This window comes from bacterium, from assembly GCA_016708315.1.
GTDB lineage: Bacteria > Zixibacteria > MSB-5A5 > CAIYYT01 > CAIYYT01 > JADJGC01.
The window spans coordinates 83,955-99,464 of sequence record JADJGC010000008.1 but is presented as its reverse complement, the minus strand read 5'-3'; the positions used below and the strand labels follow the sequence as shown (position 1 = coordinate 99,464).

The following is a 15,510-nucleotide window of genomic DNA, read 5'->3' as shown; positions in this document are numbered from 1 at the left end:
ATGAAATCGTTCCTCACGCTGGCGCTCGCGGCGCTCTTGCCCGTCGTGTGTCGTGGACAAAATGCGGAGTCCGACGCACTGAGCCGGGCGGAGCAGGAAGCCCAACAGCGGTCCGCAGACTACCTTTCCGGGGTTGACGTCCAGCGCGACATCCTCACCTACCGCGCCCATTACGACGATGACGGTTTCTGGAGGGAACTTTGGCAGCAGCGTGGCGTCAATTCCATGAATTGGTACCAACAGTTGCGCCTCCTGAGAATCCATCTGGAGGAAAGCAAACAGCGACTGATTGATTCCACCAACTGGATTCGCGGCACGGGCGAACTTTTTGGATCCGACCTGAAGCCGGTGACGATCACGCGGCAGCGCGTTTACCTCGGATACGTTTACACCGGCAGGATCGACACCAGCACGGACCAGTCAGGTTCTCTCCAGGGCGTACTCCAAGAACTTCAAAGGGATTGGTTCGACCGCACCCGCACGACGGACCCGACCGGCAATCATCTCCGGCGGGACTTTGACATTTTGAGGCTCTCCACGCCCGACGCGAGTTCCTCTCAACTTGCTCACGGCGGAAATGGTTCCCCCGACAGTTCGCTATTCAACCTGCTGGTGACCGAGGACGAGGCCACGCAGTCCACTGAAGCCCTGAGCACGGATCTCAACACGCAGACTGAGATATCCGAGATTGATTTGCGCAATCCCTCCTACAATTCCGCCACGACCAACATGGCCGCCTACATCATCCGCCCCGACACCAGCAGCCGTCCCGCGAACGTCGTGGCCGAGGTCAGCAGAATATTCAACACTTACCAGACGGACCCTGCCCGTCTCCGCGACCGCGCGTTGACCGCGCTGTTCAATGACCTGGCGGTGGGAAAGTTTCAACGCGGCAACAACGGTCAGGACATCTACGTCTTCAGCCGGCCGGTAAGACATTCGAGCACCTACAATCGGGCGCTGGCGAACTACACCGCCGTCGCGGCGACGTTGATTCATTATTATCAGGTCATGATCGATCAGTTGCAGATCCAGTTGCAGGAGGCTTACCAACGGGATCAGGACATGCTCGGTCTGGTGGCCAGCTACCGGACGGAGCGCGACAGACAGCTTCCCGTGGCCACGGTCGTTTCTACTTCGCAAGCGCGCCAGTTATTCGATGCCCAGGTCGGGGACATGCAGTTGAGCGACATTCCGCTCATCAGCATCGCCGCATACGCCTTGTGGGCTTATGTGGGACCGCCTTGGGCCAATATTCCGTGCTGGCCCACCACGTTCGGTTGCATCCAGAACCCGCTCTACAACACAATTACCGCCCAACTGGTTCGCGGCCTCGAAACCACCAGCGGCGCAGTTTACACCGGCAGCCAGCAGGCGATGAACGCCTTGAAAAGCCAGGCGCAACAGTCAGAGGCTATCAGCTTCATCCAGGATCTCGAAACCAAGAAAGCCGATCTGCAAACCAAGGAGGACGAATACACCGAAGCTTACGGCAACCGTTCTTACCGGGTGAACCTGAACCAGACCAGACCAACCGGAACGGAGATGCCCCTGCTCAACGGGAAAATAGATCCGCTGACCGAAGCCGCGATGTTGAACGCGCAGCAGGCACGCCAGAACTCCTCAAACATCACGGACCAGAATCAATTATTCTACAACGAGCTTACGGGCGAACAGACCCTGCTGGAGCGTTCCGGCCTGCGCTCCGCCCAGGAGGTCAACAAGACGCGCGCAGTCAACGAACTTCGTGAAACGTTGAATGCGCGCCAGACGCTGCGCGCCGCACAGAGGAATGACGAGGCGCAAAAACAGCAGGAGCAGGAACAAATAAAACGTGCGCGAAGCAAAGTGCCCGACGAAGGAAGGTGAAACGCCTCGCAACCATCCTGAGTGTGTGGCTTCTGGCCGGAGCCGCCTTTGCCCAGTCCGCCATCCCGGCGGATGGCCGCGCGATCACGCCGCAGTTGGCCAATGAGGTGGCGCAAATCATTCGCGGCCAGTACGGCGTACCGCCCAACCTCGACGAAACCGTTCTCGACCTGCAGAACACGAATTACTTCTCCTTGGAAAACGTCGTGGGCGGCGACGCCAATACGGACTTTGGCCAGTCACAGCGTTTGATGGTCAAATCGTTGTTCGCCTTCGGCGCTTCGCTGGAGAACGCCAGCTTTTCCACGACCATGAGCATGTTCAGCAGCGCCCTGCCACTGAAAGATCAGGCGATCAACGACACCTCCAACGGCAGCCCGAAGGTGGGCCTCTTCGCCGGTTACATTCTGGTTCCGACTTTGGTGAAGGTTTTCGTTTCAATGGATATTTATCTCAACAACTTTTTCTCCGGAACGATCTACTTCGCGCTGCTCCTGTTCCTGGTGGTTATGATGGGATCGGCCATGGTCCGCCAGATGCACGAGGGCCGCCTGGACCTGGTCTCCTGGATCGGCAAGGCCACATTCGCCATTCTTTGCATGTTCAAAGCCAACCAGCTTTGCAATTACGTTCTGGCGGCGATGATCGGACTGGCTGCCGGCATCAACTCTTCTGTTATCAGTGGCGTCACCAGCCAATACGGCATCGACCAATGGTATCTCAAGGTCTATGGGCCGCAGCTGACGAGGAACTGTTACTCGCTGGTCACGGGCACGCAGAAACCGGCGCTGGCCAAAGCGTTTTCCGAAGGCCGCGACATGTACAACATCCCGCGCTATGTCCTCTATGAAAACGGCAGCGAGACCGCGACCACGCTCTCCAAATATCTCGGAGGCGCCGAGGGCTACAATATGGCTAACGGCGCAAACGCCCAGGTCAACGGAGTTTCACTCAAAGAACTGAGCTCGGTTTATTGCCTCATGGCCGTTTACAACGTCGGCCTGAACAATCTTCAGGCGCACGAGGCCATGGGCTACGCCGACGTGCAGACCGACATTGACAATTTCAAGCTGGCCATCGCGCAGATCTACCACAACAACGACGGACTGACGATCGGCGACACCAGCGCCATTGAAGACGCCTGCTCCGCCTTGACGATTCCTGGCGCGCCCGCGTCCTGGGAATATCTGGCCAACAACACCACAGACCCACAAGCAACAGAACTGAATGGAATTTATCGCCAGCCGCCCATCTTGAACCTGTCCACGGTAACGGGAGTCGTTCGTTCACGGACCCCACTGGGACTTGGGGGCACGCTTTGGTCTTACATCACGAGCGCCGTAAATTATCTGGTGGATCAGGGACAGAAAATCATCGGCATGGTGAGTTGGATACCGGCTTCCATCGTAACTCTCATCACCCAGGGAGCGTTGCAACAAATCCTGCTGGGCGGGCTGCTCATTTGGATTCTATTGTCCATGGCCTTGTGCAAGCTGGGCGTGATTCTGGTCACCCTGACCAGCCCGTTCATCATGCTGCCCAATACCTCGAAAATTTTCTGTGGCGCCGTCAAGACCATGGTTTATCCGTCGCTTTATCCCGCGATGCTGATTGTGATCATCCAGTTGACCAGCGCGCTGGCCTCGTGGATCGGAACCATCGCCGCCCAGACCGGCGGGCTGGGGCTGATTCTGACCTCGTTGCCGCTATTGTTCGGACTGGTCAGCGTCATCGCCCTGCCCAAGCTCGTAAAAGTGATGCTCAGCGGAGGCAATGTGCTCATGGCTCAACTCGATGTTGCCAGACGTGTAGCGATGCTTGCCGCTGTTGCTGCGACTGGCGGCGTGGCTCTGGCCGGACTCGGTGGCGCAGCCGCGGCGGGTGGCGCGGCAGCCAAAGGGGCTGGAGCGGCAGGAAGCGCAGCCGGAGGCGCAAGTAAAGTTGGAGCCGCTGCGGGTGCGCCACCCGTCGGCGCATCAGGCGGAGTCGATGCTCCGTCGGCGCCAATTGGACGCGCTTTGGCGGGCGGGATCAAATCCGTTGGCAAGGCGCTGGGCATCACCGACGGAAAATCAGCAGTGAAAGCGACATTGTCCTCGGCAATCGCAGGAGCTCCGGGTCTGGCGTGGCATGCGGTGCGCAGCAATCGCAGGAGGCAGAATGAAACGTGACGGTTTCACTTTGATCGAATTGGTGATGGTGTTGACCGTGGTGTTCATCCTTGCGGCCGTTGGCGCATGGCGAATCTCCGGAATGCGAGAGGAAGCCCGCACAGTTGCCCAGAGCGACGCATTGGCAACCGTGCAGCGGATGCAAGCGCTGGCTGATATGGAGGGTCTCCCAGTGACGGCGAACGACACGTTGGGACGGGTCCTGGAGCTGCAAGTCAGACTCGCGTCCAAGGGGCACTATTATTACCAGATCAACCCAACGAATCTTGCCGCCCAGGTCGCATACGACCCAACCACCCAACAGTGGATGAGGCTATGAGAGACGTTCTTGTTGCCGTCATGAACTGGCTCGCCCGACCGTTTCCATCCATCAACGCGATCGTGTTGAGCGTTTTCGCAAGCCTGCTCTTTCTGGCCGGCGTGGCCATCGCCTGGCATCCTTACATCACCGAGTTCATCGACATCGCCCAGGCGCCGAAGCTGCGCGCCGCCGTCCGCATCCTGGCGTTCATCGTGTTTTCCTGTTACTGCACGCTCGGATGCTTGTGCCGAATCTTGATCCAATTCTTCCCCGAACGCTTTGGCCAGGATCAGGGGCACATATAGAAAAAGCGAGCGACAGGTAGAGGACCCACTGGGCGAAACCTAGAATGGAGAAACGGGCCTGGCGGCGAAGCCAAACAGGGCCGGAGACAAAATGACAACGATTACCGTTATGAAACATCTGATCGCAAAACTCATGGTGGGCCTGTTCGTTCTCACGCTGCTGGGCAGCCCGCGCCTGGTCCTGGCCCAGAGCACCGGGGCGGGCGACTCTTCGGATATTGGCGGAGGACTCGGCACGGGAGACTTCCAGGACGCCGCCAATGAAAGCACGGGACTCACGGCCACGCTCCGTTCCGTGGCGAAGTACGCTCTGTACGTCTTCTATCTCCTTGGAGTGATTTTTATGGGTATTGCTTCGATCAAATTCAAGAACGGAGACATGGAAGCGATGGGCAAGAACCTCGGCGGCGCTGTCTGTTTGTTCCTCGTACCGAAAATCGTGGAGGTTATCATGGCTTGGGCAGCGCAGTAACGCCGGAAGCGACGGATGCACGGCACAAAGCTTCGCAATATCCGCTGCGGCGGAGATAAATGCGTCGGCTGAATGGTACCCCGTCCGCTTTGTCAGCCGACGGTAACGCTTCGAGCTTTGCCCGTAGTTCATCACTTTCTGCCCGCTCCGCTCGTGGCGGCCGGAACACTCTTTCTATCGGTCGCAGCCCGTGAACCCACTTCCACAGCGTTTCACATCCGCTGTCGCTTCCAAGCTGACTCGCTCGTTGCGGCTGACTCACAGTTTTGGTTACCATGTGTTCATGAAGAACGAAATCACACTCAAGGAGTTCACGGTCGATCAAGCCCGCCCTCTCCCTGTTTTTCTTCTCCTCGACGCCAGCGGGAGCATGGCGGAAAACGGCAAGATTGAAGCGCTGAATCGGGCCGTTGAGGAAATGCTCGCGACCTTTGCCGCCGAGCCGGATGTTCGCGCCATGATCCAAATCGGGGCCATTGCCTTTGGGGGCGATGTCCGCGCTCATTTGCCTTTGTTGAATGCGGCGGAGGCAAAAAAGAAATGGCAGCCGTTGGTTGCTCAGGGCAACACCCCGTTGGGGCAAACCCTGACCCAACTGCACGTCATGTTGGAGGGCAAGAAACTCGTTCCTTCCCGGTCTTATCGTCCCACGCTCGTGCTGGTTTCAGACGGGCAGCCGAGTGACGAATGGCAGTTGCCCCTGAAACAGTTGCTCGAATCAGCGCGGGCTTCCAAGGCGGCTCGTATGGCCATGGCGATCGGTGCGGACGCCGATGGCCAAATGCTTCAGAGTTTCCTCAATGCGCCTGAGTCAAAAGTGTTTCAGGCCCACCAGGCCCGCGATATTCACAAATTTTTCAAGTGGGTGACCATGAGCGTTACCGTGCGCAGTCGGAGTGCCACACCTGATAAAATTGCCCCGGTTGATCCCTTGGAAATAGATGAAATCCGTTACTAAGCATGGTCGTGCTACGCTCGCTGTTGCGCCAATTATTTTTGGGGCATCAGTGCGTGGCCCTATGCACAAAAAGAACGGAAAACCCTGCGAGGATGTTTGGCGGGGACGGTCGTTTGGGCCAGCGGCGGCAATTTCTATCGGGGACGGCATGGGATCAAAACCATTTGCCGCACTCGGAGCGCGCTCCGCATGCGCCTCGGCCATTCGAGCCACTCGGTTGTGGGCCAAGGCAACTGACGTCGGCTCGGAATGGGTTTGTCGCTGGCTTGAAGCGCAATGGCGTTTCTCGGTTGCGCCACATCCGCCGCAGCAATGTGCCACCACCTGTCATCTAATTGCCGCCCATCCGAAAGCGGGATTAATATATGCGGGGCTGGGCGACGGCATGGCCTTTTTCCAACGGGGAAAACAACCGGTCCAATGCCTTTCTACTCGGCCCGCCGGGGATTTTGTCAACGAAACCCTCGGACTGGGTGTGAACCACCGGATGACCGACTGGAATCACGTTAGCCTGCCGCTTTCCAAAGAACCATGGATCGCCGTCCTCGTGACCGACGGAATTGCTGACGATCTGCGCCCGGACAAATTGGACGTGTTCATAAAATGGTTGCGAAACGAAATTGCTGGCAAGCCAAGTATCGAAAGGGGTCCGACGCTCCGCCGGGCTTTGCGAGAATGGCCAACGCCAGGTCATCTCGATGATAAAACGGTTGCCGTCATCTTGAGTCATTGATTGCCATGCCATCACCCCGCATCCAATCAACCGTCTGTGGTCAAGTGGTCACGGACCTCGAAGGCCGTCGCTATACTTTGGCAAAGTTGATTGGCCAGGGTGGTCAAGGGGATGTTTTCGAGGTCAAGGAAGGCCGTCTCGCCGTGAAACTCCTGCGATCCGTCAGCGAAAGTGAGCGGCAGCGTCTGCGTCGTTGCATTCAGGCGGTGAAGCGGTTGGACTTGGCTGGACTGCCCATCGCTTCACCAATTGCTGTATTAGGACCTCCACATGTGGGCTATCTGATGCAATTGGCCGCCGGCATGTCATCACTTCGAGCCATGATGGTTCCACCTGCAGATGGTCGTAGTGTGACCGCGTGGTATGTGGCCACTGGGGGACTGCGGGCAAGGTTGCAAAAGTTGGTGGCCATTTTTGATGTCTTCAGCCGCTTGCATGGACGCGGTTTGGTTTACGGCGATCCCTCACCGCAGAATATTCTGTTTGGCTCCGATGGAAATCACTCCTGGGCTTTTTTGATTGATGCCGATAATTTACATGTTCAGCGCGATGCTACCGCCTCCGGGGTTTTTACCCCTGGATATGGAGCACCCGAATTGATTCGTGGCGACATGGGGCCGGATACTTTGACCGATGCTTTCGCCTTGGCTGTGATTGCCTTTGAATTGCTGACCCTCGTCCACCCGTTCGTGGGCAATCTGGTCCACGATGGCGAACCGGAACTTGAAGAGGCGGCGTTTCGCGGTGATATGCCTTGGATCGAACACACCACCGATTTGAAAAATCGTTCCTCCCGGGGCATTGACCGAGACATCGTAATTTCCCCGGAGGTAAAAAAACTTTTCAAGCGCATGTTCGAGGACGGGCTTAAAGACCGCCTTGCCCGCCCCGGCTTGGGGGAATGGGTCAGTGCTCTCAGTCAGGCGGCCGACGTGACGATCACTTGTCCGCATTGCCAGGCTTCATTTTACGCCCCCCAAAGGCGTGAGTGCCCGTGGTGCGGACAGCCTCGCCCGCAGTTAAGCTTGGCGGTTGTTTATCTTTGGGATCCTGAAATTACTTTTGCCACCGGAGCTTCACCAGGCGGCTTCGTTAAAACCTCGACCAGTCAGAGTCGTTCCTTGGCCACGATCGTTTTGGCACCTAAAGAATCAGTTCAAATCTTGCGCCGACACGTTCACAGTGATGATGCATCAGACCAGACCGAGCAACCGCTCGTCGAAATCACTCGCACCCGGGCTGATTCGATTCGGGTGCGCAACCTGTCTCAGGAATCGTTCCTGTTGGTGAAGCACACCGGTCAGGACAAAACGATTGATAGCCTGGGTGTCGCCGCCGAAAAACCAATCCCGATAGCGTCCCAAAGCCCGCATTGGCATTTGCACTTTGGTCCACTGGACAGGCTCCATCGAGCGGTCGTTTTCAAACCGATGCCATAACACATGGAAATCGCCAACCTCCAACACGGTAAGATTCTGACGCTTGATGTTGTCCCCTTGGTGGATGTCGGAATTGAGCGGATTCCGCCCAACGGGCGGGAGTTGATGCTGACGCGCGTTGGCGACCTGTGTGCGCTTATTCTTCCGGGCCAAGCCGAACCATTGGTTGTTGATGCAAGGGACCACAAAAGTCGGAGGGAACTGCAACGCTCAATTGAACAGGATGCTCCCCGGTTGTGTTGGTTGGTTGGTTTGCGCTCTGACCGCAATCAGTTGGTCGCTTTGACCATCCAGATTCACGAATTCTCGGAACGCTTTTCTATTCCTGAGCTAAAAATCGGCGTGGACGAAAAGCTGGTGGCCGATATGGGACGACAACAGGCACGCCGTTTCTCAACCGAAACCGCCTGTGCTTGGCTCGCCGATAAATTAATCATCCAGCCCAATTCGCCAGCTGGACTGGCCAGGGTAATCATCATTGGTCGGCCAGACTCGCAACATAGCCAAAAACAAGCCTTCCGAATCCTCGGTGACCGATTCGCGCTGGATGTCGAACGGCATAAAGAAGGTGGCTGGTTGGCATTTCGTCTAACCCGCCCCAAGACCGCCATCAAACCGGAAGAATATCGCCCCGTTATTCTTGCCGAAGGGGCCTTTGAATTTGTTGATCAGACCATAGCCGGCAAGATGCGGCAGGGGATGGCAACGGAACTCGATCAGATTGTCCGCACCGCCGGCAGTTATTTGGGAGTCTGGCTGGAATACCAGGCGATGGAACATCGGCGTGTCGTTGAAGAGGCCAAACGCTTTGGCTGGTTGAGCTACGATGGTTGTCATCGAATGCCGGATGGATGCTGGTCTTTTCAGTTGACCGCCGATAGCCAATGGACCCCCTCCCAACTATGGCAGGGCATCACCGCCGACAAGGATTTGGAGGCATCAGCGGAAGTCCCGGATATGCTCACCAGCACGCCAGCCGGCGACGAAGAGACGCCCAGTTTTCAAATAGCGGTTCGCGAATCACGGCCGGCGTTTCGTGGCGCTTTGGCTGGTAACGACACCCAAAGCATTCGACTGCGCCCCGATACCCAAGATGGGGTTGTGCCACCAGATCGGGGTTATATTCATGTCAGCTTGCGCGGCGATTTGAAAAGAATGGCACGCCGAAACGAGGCGCATTCACGCATTGCCAGCGGGAAGACTTCAATTCCACAACTGGCTTTGTTGCTTGAAAACCGGCCAGTGCCGGTTCGCCGCGTGCAGACGCACGAACCGTTGTCCGGCGCGGCGAAAGCCCGGTTTCATTCCGGTGCGCCGACCCCACGGCAGGTGGAAGCCATCAGGGTTGCATTGAACACCCCCGATATAGCCGTTATTCAAGGGCCACCCGGCACCGGCAAGACCCGCACCATATCAGCCATCATCGAGCGCCTTACTGAAATTGCCAAAGATCAAAACGCTGACTTCGAAAAGGTGTTGCTCACAAGCTTCCAACATGATGCGGTCGAGAATGCGGCGGCCATGACCGAGATTTTCGGCCTTCCGGCGATGAAGGTGGGCCGGCGACGAGGAGACAACTCCGAAAGTCTGCCCTTGATAGCTTGGACCAACCGGATCGCGGAAGCCTTGGAGGCGGACTTGGCAGCCAGCCCAAAAAAGCCGTTGAGAAAGTTGCTGGAAACAATTCGGATCAGACATGCCTCCTATGTCAAATCTCCTGGAACTGAAACCGAAGCCGCTCGCATGCTGTTGGATTTACGTTCGTTGGCAGGCGAGCATTTGCCAGCGGATTTGTCTGACCGGATTGTCAGTGTGGCTGACCGCCTCAAACTGGGAGTGGCCGGTCAGGACGACGAGTGTCAGGCAGCCATCCAGGTGGTCCGTGGTCTGCGCATTCAGAAAGAGGCGTTCGCCGATGACGGGCCGAAGATGGCATGGCGGGTTCTCAATCAATTATCATCAGGCTCTTGGCTCACTGCCGAAGACCGCGCCCTTTTGGAAAAGGCCAGAGACTGGGATAGTGAGTCTGCGCCCGACTTCTTGCCGGCAATGGAATTGGTCAAAAATCGGCTGTTGGATGCCCTGCAATTATCTACCCCGCCTTCCCGAACCCCATTGGTCAATTCGGAAGTCATCAACGTTCTTGATGAGATGATTTCCACCTTGGACAAGTGCGTTCGCAATGCGTCGGCTGAGGGGGCCGGATATGGTGCTCGAACAACTGATTCAGGACCTGCGAAATGACCCGGTCGGGTTGCGGAAAACCGTCGAGAATTACACGGTGGTCCTTGCGGCAACTTGTCAGCAGGCGGTCAGTGACCGGATGATGGAAATGCTCTCGGACGATCTTGAGTTTGAGAATGTCATTGTCGATGAGGCGGCCCGGGCCAATCCCCTTGATTTGCTCATTCCCCTGAGCCGAGCCGCCCGGCGAATCATTTTGGTGGGTGATCACCGGCAACTGCCCCATCTTTTGGAGCCAGAAGTGGAGCGCGAACTTGAGCAATCTGTTCGTGATGAGACCCGCGACCAGATCCGTAAGAGCCTGTTTGAACGGCTGTTCATCCACGTCAAGGATTTGGAGAAATTAGACGGTATAAAACGCTGGGTCACGCTGGACACCCAATACCGGATGCATCCGGTGCTGGGCACTTTTGTAAGTGACGCCTTTTACAAGGACCACGGTGAGGCGTTTCTATCGCCCGATGGTGCCGAATTGAACCCGCAATTTGCCCACGGCTTGGGCGGAAGCTACGAGGGAAAACTTGCGGTTTGGAAGAATCTGCCCATCTACAACGGTGCAGAGGAACACGCCGACCACAGCTGGGTTCGGCATTGTGAGGCGGATTGGATTGCCGCCGAAACACGCCGCATCTTGCAAGAATCTCCCGGGTTGAGCGTGGGGATCATTTCTTTTTATGCCGCGCAGGTCAAGGCCATCATGACCGCAATGCAACGGGTGGACCTGACAACCCTGTCGGATGATAACGATTTGGTCATTGCGGATGCCTGGCGCAGCACAGTCAACGCTCAACGCGAAGTGTGCGAACGTCTTCGCGTCGGGACCGTGGATGCCTTTCAAGGCAAGGAATTCGATGTTGTCATCCTCTCGCTGACTCGTTCAAACCGAATTCAACCCGCCGATGATAAAAGTGTTCGCCGCAAATTCGGCCATCTATTGCTTGAAAACCGCCTGTGTGTCGCGATGAGTCGCCAAAAGCGATTATTGATTACGGTCGGAGATTCAGCCATGGCCTCGTCCGAATTTTCCCAATATGTCCCCGGCCTCCATGCATTCCAAAAACTTTGCCGGGGCAGCCATGGGGCAATTTTCTGACACCATGGATCTTGTCTTAAATTACGGTCCCCGAGCCGCCCACCACGATTATGATCGCACGGGGCGTGTCTATCTTGTTTGGCCATGCGCCGCATGGCGGGTGGTGGCACCAGCACCATCAGACCAACGCATCAACCTTCTCCAGAAAGCAGTGCTCGGTTTGTGGTGCAGCAATTCATATTCGGTCGCGGAGATCGCCACCAAACTTCACCTCCATCCTCACCTGGTTGAAAATATCGGCATGGAGTTGGTCCGTTCTGGCTGGGTGGACCAGAAATCATTCCGCCCGACACCCAAGGGGCTTGACGTCCTTGAAAAAGAAGAATTGATCATAGATACATTGATCACCGGTTGGGTATTCCAAGACCCCTGGAGCGGCGAACTCTGGCCGCACTTCAGCCAACAGCTTCAGCTTCAAGAAACCACCATAGGCTATGGACTGGGACGTTTGAACTTGGCACTGGATTCAAAAAGGGGGCTACGCAAGGTTCCTGCTTGGACCTTCGATGCCCCGGCGAGCCCGGTGCAACCATCCAGCGCCATGATTTTGCGGGCGGTAAAGCAGTGTCGCCGTCGTGAAGAACAGAAAAAATCAATGCGCTTGGATGCATCGGAGATAATGGGAATCGCCGGCGATGATTCACCTGAATTGCTCGCGCGTATCGCTTCGATTAGCGACCAGCCCGAGCCAGCCGGGCTGGTTACGTTTGGATACTTGCCCAAAGGGAGCGCATTTCTACCTCAGATTTGTGATCCGTTCGGATTTGGGTGCGACGAGAAAATGTGGCGTCAACTGCAACGAATAGCTAGAGACGATGAGGGCGCGGCTGGTGCCCAGCGGGATTTTTTGCGATTCGCGCAGATTAAGGATGCTCCGGCCTTGGAGGAGTTGTTGGAGCAGCAACAAAAAATTGCCGAATCCGAGGTCGTGGCGCGACTGTCCCTCGATATTAAGGCAACCTCCGCCGTTTTTGAGCACCTGGTGGCAGCGGCCAAAAGTTTATCCCTGGCGAGAGCCACCGAAGGAGAATCTCAGAGTGACCTCGGCTCGGTCATGCAATCATGTCGAAGGACGCTTGAAGCGTTGCTGAAGTCAATCGCTCGAGTTTCATCGTTGAGTAATGCGCCGGCACTTCTTAACGGCGACGTTGCGATTGACCGGGCAACCGTTGACCACATAGCTCAATCAATTGGATTACGCCTGCCATTGCCCGGAGTTTTTCAGATTGATAAGTCGGGCGGAAAGCCAAACAAAGGCCTCATAATTGGAATATGCCGGGATGTGGGTAACGTTTACAAATTGCCAAGTGCAGTGGTTGCAACTTTGTTGGCGTCATCATTGCACCCGGTCCATCCCCTCAGAAAAGCAGCGTCCAAAGATGTAGAGTTCTTGCGCAAGCTTGCCCGCATAATCGACCTAGGCAACGCGGGATCTCATGATGACTCGCACAACCCTTCGCCTAAACGCTTTTCAATTTCGGAAGCAGAAGAGATGTGGGAGCTGATTATTCACGCAACTGGGTGTCTACTGAATCTTGCAACGACAAAGCCTCAAAACTATGAGCAAAAAAGATCGCAATAACAGACGGCAAAATATGCAGCCGGCGGTGGCGAATGCCGGAACCTCGGCATCACCTGTCAATCCCGCTGGCCCATCCACTCCTGCGGAAGTTGTGGCGCAGATCACTGTAATTTCGAATCAGGCGACCAACCTTCTGACCGAGGAGGATCTCAACAATCCGCCCATGCCGCCACTGGCCCCCGTCGCGTCGGAAATTGATCCGCTAAATCTATGGAAAGTGGCTCACGAAGCTCGGCAACTATTTGAGCGTTCCCAAAGCCGCATGGAGGCCGCAGAGGCACAAGCCAAAAATCGGGAAGCCGAAGCCCATGAACATAACGCACAGGTTCAGAAGCGTGAGGAGGAACTACGCCAGCAAAAGGATGAACAGCGCAAGACCCAGCGCGAATTGGATGACCGCAAATCGGGGTTGGACCGTCGGGAAAGAGACATCATCCAGTCAGAGGAAAAACTAAAGGAACGAGAGATCGACGCCGAGTCTGGATTTTTGCAACAACGTCGTCAGGCACTCGCAAAACTTGATGAAGAAGCCAAGGCCTTGGCAAAGCAGATTGCCGAGCATCATCAGAGTTATCTCGATGGCATAAAGAAATATGAAACTGAGCTTCGCCAGATTCGGGAACGCGAGTTGGTCGGCGTGGAGGAAGGCAGACAGCAACTTCAGTTGGAAAAACAGGCAGTGGCTCGATCCAAGCGTGAAGCCGAGTGGGCCAAGCAGGAGGCGGAAGAACTTAAGACCAACTGGGTCTCAAGAATTGAGGAAAAAGTCCGGGAAGCGGTTACCGATCGGGAAAGCCGTTTGCAGAGTGCTTTGGCCCGGTGCAAACAGCTTGCCGAGCAGATTAGCCGCTACGAGGAAACCGAACGCGTTGCCGCCGGAAAAACACGGGAAGAATTGCTGTCTGAACTGACCACGTTGCAGGAGCGGCACGGAAAGTTGGTGGCGGAACTGGCCCGTAAACCTGCAGATGATCAGATTGCCCGACTCATCGGCTTGGAAAGCGAGAATGAGACTCTGCATTCGGATTTGGCACGGTTGCTCCAAGATAACCAATCGTTGCAGTCCCAGATGAGCAAATTATCCATCGGCGTTGCTGAAATGCAAAATTTGAGAGACCAGAAAGCAGCTTGGGATAGCCGCGAACGCGCCCTACGTTCCTGTGTCGAGGATTTGCGCCGCGAGCTTGGGGAACTAGTTGACAAGTCGAAGGCTCAATGCGTTTTCCCTAGCCTTATCGAGATGGATGGCGATGCGACTCTTCAAACACCCCCGGCAAGGGTGCTCGAGAAACTGCCGCCGCTCAAAGACTTGGTGGACGAGATTCGGAATCGGATAGGCGAGAAAAAACTTTATTACCGGGACAAGGACGTGCGCGCATTTCTTGCCGGTCTGGCCACCAGTCGGCTTCATTTGCTCCAAGGCATCAGCGGCACTGGTAAAACTAGCCTCCCCCGCGAATTTGCCCGGGCCATCGGCGCCACCTCGGCTATCGTCGAAGTCCAATCTGGCTGGCGCGACCGGAACGACTTGTTGGGCTATTACAACGCATTCGAGAAACGTTATTATGAGTCGGAGTTTCTCCAGGCTCTGTATCGTGCCCAACAGCCTCACTACCGGAACGTTCCGTTTTTCATTGTCTTGGACGAAATGAATCTATCGCATCCGGAGCACTACTTTGCGGATTTCCTGTCGGCACTCGAACAAATCCCGGAGAAGCAGCGTGTCAGTCTGCTGACGTCCAGGATTGATGGTGCTCCGCAGCTGCTCGAGGAAGCCCGCTGGTTGCGCATTCCGCGCAACGTCTGGTTCATCGGCACGGCCAATCATGACGAAACCACCAAGGATTTCGCCGACAAAACCTATGACCGCTCCCATGTGATGGAGTTTCCGAGACACCCCGAGGCCTTCGTGCCCAGACCGCTTAACTCGCCGGTCCCGATCACACAGGACGCAATCGATGGAGCCTTTAATCGGGCGGTAAACACACATAAGGATGCCGCTATCCGAGCCAAGAACTTTTTGGATAAGTCACTCACTCATCAGCTCGCCAAACTGGGTTTAGGCTGGGGCAATCGGCTCGAAAGCCAGATGAATCGGTTTGTGCCGGTTATTATTGAAGCCGGCGGCACTCTGGGTGAAGCCACAGATCATATCCTTGCGACCAAATTGCTTCGCAAGCTGCGCGGCAGGTTTGATCTCGGGGCGAAACAACTCGAAGAGTTCCAAACCCATTTGATCCAGGAATGGGATAATTTTGATAAGCCTAACCAACCGGTAAAATGTTACGAGTTGCTGGAACGGGAAATCAAACGCTTGAATGGGGGCGCAACCTGATCGATTGA

12 protein-coding genes are annotated in these 15,510 nt (G+C 56.0%); all 12 read left to right on the top strand.

Annotation, left to right across the window (positions count from 1 at the left end; genetic code table 11):
* The 12 genes from IPH59_08920 to IPH59_08865 all read left to right on the top strand — a co-directional run bounded on the left by IPH59_08920 (position 1) and on the right by IPH59_08865 (position 15,502).
* A complete protein-coding gene (locus IPH59_08920; GenBank protein MBK7091829.1) occupies positions 1-1,869 on the top strand; it encodes a hypothetical protein in 1,869 nt (622 codons plus the stop codon).
* A complete protein-coding gene (locus IPH59_08915) occupies positions 1,866-4,040 on the top strand; it encodes a hypothetical protein (GenBank protein MBK7091828.1) in 2,175 nt (724 codons plus the stop codon). Before IPH59_08920 ends, IPH59_08915 begins: the two co-directional genes overlap by 4 nt.
* Positions 4,030-4,359, top strand: a complete 330-nt coding sequence (locus IPH59_08910) for a type II secretion system protein (GenBank protein ID MBK7091827.1) — start codon at positions 4,030-4,032, stop codon at positions 4,357-4,359. Before IPH59_08915 ends, IPH59_08910 begins: the two co-directional genes overlap by 11 nt.
* Positions 4,356-4,646: a hypothetical protein gene (locus IPH59_08905; GenBank protein MBK7091826.1), complete on the top strand. Its 291-nt coding sequence runs from the start codon at positions 4,356-4,358 to the stop codon at positions 4,644-4,646. Before IPH59_08910 ends, IPH59_08905 begins: the two co-directional genes overlap by 4 nt.
* Positions 4,647-4,737: 91 nt before the next feature.
* Positions 4,738-5,118: a hypothetical protein gene (locus IPH59_08900; protein MBK7091825.1), complete on the top strand. Its 381-nt coding sequence runs from the start codon at positions 4,738-4,740 to the stop codon at positions 5,116-5,118.
* A gap of 283 nt (positions 5,119-5,401) precedes the next feature.
* Complete coding sequence (locus tag IPH59_08895; protein MBK7091824.1) at positions 5,402-6,076, top strand: VWA domain-containing protein; 675 nt, start codon at positions 5,402-5,404, stop codon at positions 6,074-6,076.
* A complete protein-coding gene (locus IPH59_08890; protein ID MBK7091823.1) occupies positions 6,060-6,809 on the top strand; it encodes a protein phosphatase 2C domain-containing protein in 750 nt (249 codons plus the stop codon). The genes IPH59_08895 and IPH59_08890 overlap by 17 nt, the downstream gene beginning before the upstream one ends.
* Entirely contained in the window at positions 6,806-8,248 is a 1,443-nt protein-coding gene (locus IPH59_08885; GenBank protein ID MBK7091822.1) for a hypothetical protein, read from the top strand. The genes IPH59_08890 and IPH59_08885 overlap by 4 nt, the downstream gene beginning before the upstream one ends.
* A gap of 3 nt (positions 8,249-8,251) precedes the next feature.
* Entirely contained in the window at positions 8,252-10,492 is a 2,241-nt protein-coding gene (locus IPH59_08880) for an AAA family ATPase (protein MBK7091821.1), read from the top strand.
* The gene (locus IPH59_08875; GenBank protein MBK7091820.1) at positions 10,455-11,585 is read left to right on the top strand and encodes a hypothetical protein; all 1,131 of its coding nucleotides are present in this window, start codon (positions 10,455-10,457) and stop codon (positions 11,583-11,585) included. Before IPH59_08880 ends, IPH59_08875 begins: the two co-directional genes overlap by 38 nt.
* Positions 11,539-13,167 carry a hypothetical protein gene (locus tag IPH59_08870; GenBank protein MBK7091819.1) on the top strand — a complete coding sequence of 543 codons (1,629 nt, stop codon included), beginning with the start codon at positions 11,539-11,541 and terminating at the stop codon, positions 13,165-13,167. The genes IPH59_08875 and IPH59_08870 overlap by 47 nt, the downstream gene beginning before the upstream one ends.
* Positions 13,145-15,502: an AAA family ATPase gene (locus IPH59_08865; protein MBK7091818.1), complete on the top strand. Its 2,358-nt coding sequence runs from the start codon at positions 13,145-13,147 to the stop codon at positions 15,500-15,502. Before IPH59_08870 ends, IPH59_08865 begins: the two co-directional genes overlap by 23 nt.
* The last annotated feature ends 8 nt before the right edge of the window (positions 15,503-15,510 follow it).

What these genes read in the sequence shown, in the direction of transcription:
- IPH59_08920 (MBK7091829.1), top strand. Translation starts at nt 1, where the DNA reads ATGAAATCGTTCCTCACGCTGGCGCTCGCGGCGCTCTTGCCCGTCGTG.
- IPH59_08910 (MBK7091827.1), top strand. Translation starts at nt 4,030, where the DNA reads ATGAAACGTGACGGTTTCACTTTGATCGAATTGGTGATGGTGTTGACC.
- IPH59_08905 (MBK7091826.1), top strand. Translation starts at nt 4,356, where the DNA reads ATGAGAGACGTTCTTGTTGCCGTCATGAACTGGCTCGCCCGACCGTTT.
- IPH59_08900 (MBK7091825.1), top strand. Translation starts at nt 4,738, where the DNA reads ATGACAACGATTACCGTTATGAAACATCTGATCGCAAAACTCATGGTG.
- IPH59_08895 (MBK7091824.1), top strand. Translation starts at nt 5,402, where the DNA reads ATGAAGAACGAAATCACACTCAAGGAGTTCACGGTCGATCAAGCCCGC.
- IPH59_08890 (MBK7091823.1), top strand. Translation starts at nt 6,060, where the DNA reads ATGAAATCCGTTACTAAGCATGGTCGTGCTACGCTCGCTGTTGCGCCA.
- IPH59_08880 (MBK7091821.1), top strand. Translation starts at nt 8,252, where the DNA reads ATGGAAATCGCCAACCTCCAACACGGTAAGATTCTGACGCTTGATGTT.
- IPH59_08875 (MBK7091820.1), top strand. Translation starts at nt 10,455, where the DNA reads ATGGTGCTCGAACAACTGATTCAGGACCTGCGAAATGACCCGGTCGGG.
- IPH59_08870 (MBK7091819.1), top strand. Translation starts at nt 11,539, where the DNA reads ATGCATTCCAAAAACTTTGCCGGGGCAGCCATGGGGCAATTTTCTGAC.
- IPH59_08865 (MBK7091818.1), top strand. Translation starts at nt 13,145, where the DNA reads ATGAGCAAAAAAGATCGCAATAACAGACGGCAAAATATGCAGCCGGCG.